The organism is Microbacterium sp. K35 (genome assembly GCF_004794375.1).
Lineage (GTDB): Bacteria > Actinomycetota > Actinomycetes > Actinomycetales > Microbacteriaceae > Microbacterium > Microbacterium sufflavum.
Genome location: NZ_SSDM01000232.1, coordinates 1 through 7,713, shown reverse-complemented (window position 1 = coordinate 7,713; position 7,713 = coordinate 1). Strand labels below are relative to the sequence as shown.

The following is a 7,713-nucleotide window of genomic DNA, read 5'->3' as shown; positions in this document are numbered from 1 at the left end:
GCTCGCGGGCGGCCTGCGCCTGCAGCTTCGCGGCGAGGGCGGCCACGCGTCCCGCGGCCTCCTCCACGCGCTCGCGCGACAGCGAGCCGTCGCGCAGCGCAGCCACGATCCCGTCGCGCGCAGCACGGAAGTCGCGCAGATCCTGGTCGGGCAGCGCCGCCTCGCCGGGGTTGGTCGGATTGCCGATGCACAGCAGGTCGACGCCGGCGGCGAGGGCACGTGCCGCGCCGCCGCCGAGCCCGACGGTCTCGCGGATCGCGGCCATGTCGAGCGCGTCGGTGATGATCACGCCGTCGAAGCCCCAGTCGCGCAGGATGCCGAGCACGCGCGGGTTGAGGGTCGCCGGAGCGTCGCCCCACCCGGGAACCACGATGTGCGCGGTCATGACGGCGTCGACGCCCGCCTCCACCGCGGCACGGAACGGCTCCAGGTGCTCGCGCTCGTACTCGTCGAGGTCGAGGTCGATCCGGGGCAGCACATGGTGCGAGTCGACGTGGGTGTCGCCGTGACCCGGGAAGTGCTTCACGCACGCCGCCGCCCCGCCGTCCTGGATGCCGTCGAGCATCGCGACCGCGTGGCGCGACACGAGCTCCGTGTCCGCGCCGAAGGACCGCACGCCGATGACCGGGTTGCGATGATCGGTGTTGACGTCGGCGACCGGGCCGAGCACGACGTTCCCGCCCACCGCCCGCACGCGGCGGGCGAGCTCCGCACCGGTGCGCTCCGAGGCGACGAGATCGTCGAGCGTGCCGAGCTGCGCCGCGCCGGGGAGCGTGGAACCGGTGGCCGACTCCAGGCGCGTGACGCTGCCGCCCTCCTCGTCGACGCCGATCAGCGCCGCGCGGTTCGCGTCGAGGATCTGGGCGCTCAGCGCCGGCAGCCCCTCTCCGACGTTCTGCCCGAAGTACACGACACCGGCCAGTCCATCGCGCAGCTCATCGAGAAGCCACGCGGGCGCCTCCGTACCGAGGAAGCCCGGCCACAGCACGCCGTTCGCCAGGCGCTCCAGCTCGTCGGTCATCCCTTCACCGCCCCGGCGACCATGCCGGCGGAGAGCCGACGCTGCACGATCACGAAGAAGATCATGACCGGCACGGTGATGATGGTCGATGCGGCCATGATGCTGCCCCAGTCGTTGGAGTAGAGGCCGAAGAACGACTTGAGGCCGATCGACACCGTGTACTGGTCGGTCTGGGCACCGAGGATCGTCATCGCGAAGATGAACTCGTTCCAGGCGGTGATGAAGCTGAAGATGCTGGTCGCGACGAGACCCGGCATCACCAGCGGCAGCAGCACCGAGCGGAACATGCGCCACCAGCTGGCGCCGTCGATGTACGCGGCCTCCTCCAGCTCGACGGGCACGGCGGCGACGAAGCCGCGCAGCATCCAGATTCCGAACGCGAGCGACAGCGCCACGTACACCACCATCAGACCGATGATGCTGTTGAGCAGGCCGAGGCTCTTCACCTGGAGGAACAGCGGGATCACGAGCGCCTCGAGCGGCACCATCTGCACGACGAGGATCATCATGAGGATCGTGGTGCGGAACTTGAAGCGGAAGCGCGCGACGGCGACCGCCGCGAGCAGGCACACCAGCGCGCTGACGAGCACCGTGACGAGCGCCACGATGGCGGAGTTGCGCAGGTAGGTGCCGAAGCCGCCCTCGGTGAGCACGAACGCGAAGTTGTCGAACGTGAACTCCTGCGGCAGGAGCGACTGTCCACCGCTGGAGGCCTTGCCGTCGAGTGCGCTGGAGACCATCCAGTACACGGGGAACAGCGTGAAGATCAGGACGGCGGCGACGCCGATCCCGAGACCGATGCGCGAGCGGAGCCGGGGGCGCGGGTTCACAGCTCGTCCTCCTTCATGAGCGACCGGATGTACACGATCGTGATGCCGATCAGGACGAGGGTGAGCAGCACCGCGAGTGCGGCGCCGAAGCCGTAGCGGTTCTGCCCGAACGACTCCACGTACGACCACACGCCCAGGTTCAGCACCTGGCGGTTGCCGCCGCTGCCGCCGGGCATCAGGTAGACCTGCGCGAAGACCTTGAAGTCCCAGATGGTCGACAGGATGATGACGACCGAGAACACGGGCTTGAGCGTGGGGAAGATGATCTTCCAGAACCGGCGCCACGCACCGGCGCCGTCGAGGGCCGCGGCCTCCAGCATCTCCTTCGAGACGCCGAGGAGCCCGGCGAGGACCGTGATCGCCACGAACGGGAAGCCGTGGTGGACGACGTTGAGCAGCACGATCGCGTAGAACGACCACTGGTTGGTGAACCAGTTGACCTGGCCGTCGATGAGGCCGAGGTCCTGGAGCACCGAGTTGAAGATGCCGCGGTCGGCATCGAAGATGAACGTCCAGACGTAGGTGCCGGTCACGGCGGGCATCGCCCACGCGACCATGATGCAGCTGGACACGATGGTGCGCCACACGGTGCCGAGGCGCGCGAGCAGCAGCGCGACCAGGGTCCCGAGTGCGACGGTGGTGAACACCGCGACGGCCGCGAAGCCGACCGTGTTGGGGAGCACCACCGTCCACAGGGTCGGGTTGGTGAGCGCCTCGACGTAGTTGTCCAGGCCGATCCAGTTGTTCTCGCCGGTGTTGATCTCGCGCAGTCCGTAGTCCTGCAGCGAGTAGATGAACACCTGGACGAGCGGCCAGAGCATGAGCACCGCGAGGATGATCAGCCCGGGCGCGAGGAGAAGCCAGGGACGGGCCGTGACGAGCGAGAGTCCTCGCTTCTTCCGGCCGCCGGCCACGGAGGCGGAGGTGGACTCCGCCTTCGTGGCCGGCAGTGGCGCTTGCACCATCGACATGGAAGGAGTGGTTCCTTACTGGTTGAGCAGTTCGGTCATCTCCGCAGCGGCGTCCTTCGTCGCGGTCGCGACGTCCTTCTGCCCGCTGAGGATGGCCTGGATCATGGCGTTGGTCGTCTTCTTCGCCTGCACGGCGCCGAAGTTCGGGGTGACCGGGACGGACGCGCCGCCGTCGACCATCTGCTCCGCGAACGGGGCGACGAGCGGGTCGGTCGAGGCGAGGGCCTCTTCCATCGCGGACTGCACGCCCGGGAAGTAGCCGGTCTCGTCCGACCACTGCTCGGCGAACTTGCCGGTGGTCATGAGCTTGACGAACTCCCACGCCAGGTCGGCGTTCTTGGTGGTGTTGAAGATCGACAGGTGCGAGCCGCCGAGCACGGACGGGGCGATGCCGCCGTCCTGGCCGGGGATGACCGCGGCGCCGATCTTGCCCTCGAGCTCGGGGTTGGCCTCGACGAGCGCGTTCGGGGTCCACGATCCGGAGAGCATCATGGCGACGTTGCCCTGCGTGAACGCGTCACGGAGGTCGGTCTCCTTCCAGGTGGTGGCACCCGCGGAGGAGAAGCCGTGCTCGGTGGCCAGGCCCGTGTAGAACTCGATGCCGGCCTGCGACTCGGCGCTGTCCAGCTCGCTCGTCCAGGTGTCGCCGTCCTTCGTGGCGATCTCGCCGCCGGCGCCCCAGACCCAGGGGTAGACCTGGAACTCGGCGTCGCCCGCGACCGGGAAGGGCAGCATGTCGGGCTTGGCGGCCTTGATGGCCTCGCCCGCGGTGACGATGTCGTCCCACGTCTTCGGAGCCTCGAGCCCGAGCTCCTCGAAGACATCGGTGCGGTAGACGATCGAGCGGACGCCGGCGTACCACGGCATGCCGTAGAGCTCGTCGTCGTACGTGCCCGCGACCGAGAGGCCCTCGACCAGGTCGTCGCGCAGGCCCTTCTCGCCGTCGACGTACTCGTCGATCGGGAGGAGCGCGCCGGCGTCGGCGAACTCGGCGGTCCAGGTGGTGCCGGTCTCGGCGATGTCGGGGGTGGTGCCGCCGGCGATCGAGGTGACGAAGCGGTCGTGGGCGTCGGCCCACTGGATCTCCTCGATCTTGACGGTCGCGCCGGTCTCCTCCTCGAAGGCCTCGGAGACCTTGTCGTAGAACGCGGTCGCGTCGGGGTTGGTCCCCTTCATGATCCAGACGGTGAGCTCCTTGCCCTCACCGTCGGCCGAGCCGTTGTCGCCACTGCCGCCGGCACAGCCGGCCAGGGCGATCGTGGCGGCGGCGCCGAGCGCCACTGCCGGAAGAATGCGCTTGTGCATGAAGGGATCTCCTCTTTGAAAAGTCCAGGTAGGCATCGGGTGCAGACCGGGGGATAGGAAAAAGTATCCACGACTAACTAATTCGCTGCAAGTTCCTCCCAGAATCGTCACACCCCCGTAACATCGGCCTCCGCCGGTAGGCTCGCGCCTATGCCACGCCGCGGACACGACGCCGATCGCCCGACCATCGCCCGCCACGCCCCGCAGCGCACGCGCAGCACCGCCGGACGGGTCTTCCGGCTCCTCGGCATCTCCCTCGCCGTCGTGCTGGTCTCCGTCATCGGCGTCGGCACGTTCCTGATCGTCGACCTGTTCGCCCGCATCGGCGACGACGCCGTGGTGCTGGAGGGAGCCCCCGAGGTCGACCCGCCCACCATCGGCGCCTACCCCGCCGACAAGTCCTTCAGCATCCTGATCGCCGGGACGGACGAGTGCGGAGAGCGCGCGACCGCGCTGTTCGCGGAGCGGTGCGAAGAGGCCGACGGACTCCGCCGCAACGACGTCACCCTCCTCGTGCACGTCTCGGCCGAGCCCCGCAACGTCACGGTCGTCTCGCTCCCCCGCGACCTCGGCGTCGAGGTGCCGGAGTGCACCCGGCCCGACGGCTCCGTCGCATCGGCCATGCAGAAGGCGCGCATGAACTCCCTGTTCGAGCACGCCGGGCTCTCGTGCGTCGCGAAGACCGTCAGCACGCTCGGCGACATCCCGATCGAGTTCGCCGCCGCCATCAGCTTCGACGGTGTGATGGCCGTGACCGACGCGATCGGCGGCGTCGAGGTGTGCATCGCGGGAGAGGGCATCCGCGACCGGCACACGGGCATCGACTGGCCGGCGGGCATGCGCACCGTGTCGGGCGTCGAGGCACTGCAGTTCATCCGCACCAGGCACGGCGTGGGCGACGAGAGCGACCTGGCACGCATCTCCAACCAGCAGCAGTACATGTCGCGCCTCGCGAAGAAGGTGCTCAGCGAGGAGACGCTCACCGATGTGCCGAAGGTGCTGCGCATCGCGAACGCCGTGGCCGACAACATCGACCCCAGCGAATCGCTCAACGACCCGCTCCGGCTCGCGCAGCTCGCGCTCGCCCTGAAGGACGTGAAGTTCAGCGACTTCGTCTTCGTGCAGTACCCCAACGTGGTCGACCCCGACGACGACGACCGCGTGGTGCCCAACGAGGCCGCGGCCGAACAGCTGTGGGCGGCCATCAAGTCCGGACAGCCGCTGCAGCTGACCGGCGACGTGGCGACCCGCCGCGGCGTGGAGCTCGTGACACCGGCGCCGGGCGAGACCGACGGCACCGCCGCGACCCCCGCGCCGACCGAGACGCCCGACGCGCGGGCCACCCTGCCCCCGGACGTCTCCGGTCAGACGCTCGAGCAGGAGACGTGCGCGGTCGGCAACCAGCGCTGAGCGGTCGGCGCAGCGCGTAGGCTCGGAGCATGGGCCGGACGCGCGCGCGAGACACCGAGCACCCGCAGACCCGGCTCGATCACGGCGGCATCGCCCGCATCGTCCCCTCCGAGTTCACGAGCGGCTTCGAGCTCATCGTCGACGACACCCCACAGTCGCACGTCGACCTCGACGACCCGACCCACCTGCACTTCGAGTACATCGTGCGGATGGGCGCCGTGATCGACCAGCTGCCCGCCGGTCCGCTCACCGCCGTGCACCTCGGTGCCGGCGCGCTCACGATCCCCCGCTACATCGAGGCCACGCGACCCGGCTCGCGCCAGCAGGTGATCGAGCTGGAGGCACCGCTCGTGCAGCTCGTCCGGGAGCACCTCCCCCTCCCAAAGGGCGCGGCCATCCGGCTGCGCATCGGCGACGCACGGGAGGGTGTGGGGCGCCTGCCCGCCGCACTGCACCACGCCTGCGACCTCGTGGTGTCGGACGTGTACTCCGGCGCGCAGACGCCCGCCCATCTCACGAGCGTCGAGTTCTACCGCGAGCTCTCCGGGCTGCTCGCCCCCGGTGGCGTGCTGCTGGTGAACGTCGCGGACGGACCGGGGCTCGCGTTCGCCCGGCGCCAGGCCGCGACCATCGCCGCCGTGCTGCCCGAGCTCGGCATCCTCGCCGACACGCAGGTGCTCAAGGGACGGCGATTCGGCAACCTCGTGCTCGCGGCATCCGCCGCGCCGCTGCCCACCGAGTGGCTGCCGCGACTGCTCGCGGCCGGACCCCACCCCGCCAAGATCGCCCAGGGCGCGGAGGCGGAGGCGTTCCTCCAGGGAGCTCGCGTCGTGACGGACGCGGACGCCGTCGCGTCGCCCCGCCCTGACGCATCGCTGTTCCTGCGCTGACCAGGGCGCGCCGCCTTCGAGACCGCGCAGACGCCAGGCACACTGGACGGGGACGCGGCGGGGACGCATCAGAAGGAGAGCAATGAGTTTGATCCGGGGTTACGACCGGGAGACCCTCCGCGAACTGGTCGATCTCGACGAGTGCGCTGCCCGCCTGACCGAGATCGAGGAGCAGCGCTCTCTGCCCGCACTGCTCGAGCGCGTGTGGCTGCTGAAGGTGCTCGACCGTCTCGACGAGGCGCTCGTGCTCGCCGAGGAGACCGTGCGCCAGGCGCGGATGGCCGGAACCCGCCGGGACGTGCTGCGCGCCCGCGTGCTGCACGCCACGATCCTGCAGTACCGCGGCGCCCATGCGGCCGCCGAGCAGGAGCTGGCCACGTGCGCCTCCGAGGCCGAGGGGCAGCGCTGGCTGTCGATCGCCGCGTTCGCCTACCAGCACCACGGCAAGAACGCCTACGAGGCCGGCGACTTCGACACCGCGCGGGAGAGCTTCAAGCAGTCGCTGTTCCTGCGGCGCGAGTCGGGCGCGGCCGACAGCGAGCTGGAGACCGTGCTGCTGGCGATCGAGGCCGCCGAACGGCACCGACCGTCGCAGCTCATCGCGGGCTGAGCCGCAGCACCCCGATGTCCTCGCCGTGGATTACCCTGAGCCCATGGCGGAACTGACCCGAGTGCGCGTCTGGGGCGAGGCACTGATCCGGCTGCACCTCGACGACAGCTGGACGTTCGACTTCGACCATGCCAAGCGCCGTGCCGGGCAGTGCGACTACACGAACAAGCGCATCACGGTATCGCGCTACCTCGCCGCCCGCTTCGAGGACGACGAGATCCACCAGGTCCTGCTGCACGAGGTGGCCCATGCGCTCGCGGGTCACGCGGCGGCGCACGGCCCCGCGTGGAAACGCGTCGCCGCCGACCTCGGCTACGTCGGCGGCACCACCCACCACGGCGAGACCGCGGTCGAGCTGGCGCCGTGGGTGGGGCACTGCCCCGCGGGGCACGTGACCTATCGCCACCGCCGCCCGACGCGGGCCACCTCGTGCGCCCGGTGCTCGCGCACGTTCGACTCCCGGCACCTGTTCGCCTGGACACGCCGCGAGATCACCACGGACGCCCGACTCGCGGCGCAGCTGCCGCGCTGACGATGCCCGCGGCTCCAAGTCTCCGCGCAGTCGCCGTCCGCCGTGACCCGGCTCAGGCGGGATCGGGGTCGCGCGACTCCGGCGCCTCGGCGGGATCGTCCGCCGCCGACGCCTCCGGGGCACGCGTGGCCGTCGCCGTCCCGC

The 7,713-nt window shown here is 70.2% G+C and carries 8 protein-coding genes; 4 read left to right on the top strand and 4 right to left on the bottom strand.

Going from position 1 to position 7,713, the window contains the following annotated elements; genetic code table 11:
- The 4 genes from DW299_RS08790 to DW299_RS08775 all read right to left on the bottom strand — a co-directional run.
- Positions 1–1,021, bottom strand: a 1,021-nt coding sequence (locus tag DW299_RS08790; RefSeq protein WP_136036357.1) for a glycoside hydrolase family 3 protein, incomplete at its 3' end; no start/stop codon positions are given.
- Positions 1,018–1,851: a carbohydrate ABC transporter permease gene (locus tag DW299_RS08785; RefSeq protein WP_136032291.1), complete on the bottom strand. Its 834-nt coding sequence runs from the start codon at positions 1,849–1,851 to the stop codon at positions 1,018–1,020. The genes DW299_RS08785 and DW299_RS08790, both read right to left, overlap by 4 nt.
- Entirely contained in the window at positions 1,848–2,822 is a 975-nt protein-coding gene (locus DW299_RS08780) for a carbohydrate ABC transporter permease (RefSeq protein ID WP_136032289.1), read from the bottom strand. The genes DW299_RS08785 and DW299_RS08780 overlap by 4 nt, the downstream gene beginning before the upstream one ends.
- 15 nt (positions 2,823–2,837) lie before the next feature.
- Complete coding sequence (locus tag DW299_RS08775) at positions 2,838–4,127, bottom strand: sugar ABC transporter substrate-binding protein (protein ID WP_136032286.1); 1,290 nt, start codon at positions 4,125–4,127, stop codon at positions 2,838–2,840.
- A gap of 150 nt (positions 4,128–4,277) precedes the next feature.
- Here DW299_RS08775 and DW299_RS08770 point away from each other — a divergent pair, with 150 nt between their 5' ends.
- The 4 genes from DW299_RS08770 (at position 4,278) to DW299_RS08755 (ending at position 7,569) form a co-directional block, all read left to right on the top strand.
- Positions 4,278–5,537: an LCP family protein gene (locus tag DW299_RS08770; protein ID WP_136036356.1), complete on the top strand. Its 1,260-nt coding sequence runs from the start codon at positions 4,278–4,280 to the stop codon at positions 5,535–5,537.
- Between the two features lie 29 nt (positions 5,538–5,566).
- On the top strand, positions 5,567–6,427 hold the full coding sequence (locus DW299_RS08765; RefSeq protein WP_136032281.1) for a spermidine synthase: 861 nt from the start codon (positions 5,567–5,569) through the stop codon (positions 6,425–6,427).
- A gap of 82 nt (positions 6,428–6,509) precedes the next feature.
- A complete protein-coding gene (locus tag DW299_RS08760) occupies positions 6,510–7,037 on the top strand; it encodes a hypothetical protein (RefSeq protein ID WP_136032279.1) in 528 nt (175 codons plus the stop codon).
- Between the two features lie 43 nt (positions 7,038–7,080).
- Complete coding sequence (locus DW299_RS08755) at positions 7,081–7,569, top strand: SprT-like domain-containing protein (protein WP_136032277.1); 489 nt, start codon at positions 7,081–7,083, stop codon at positions 7,567–7,569.
- The last annotated feature ends 144 nt before the right edge of the window (positions 7,570–7,713 follow it).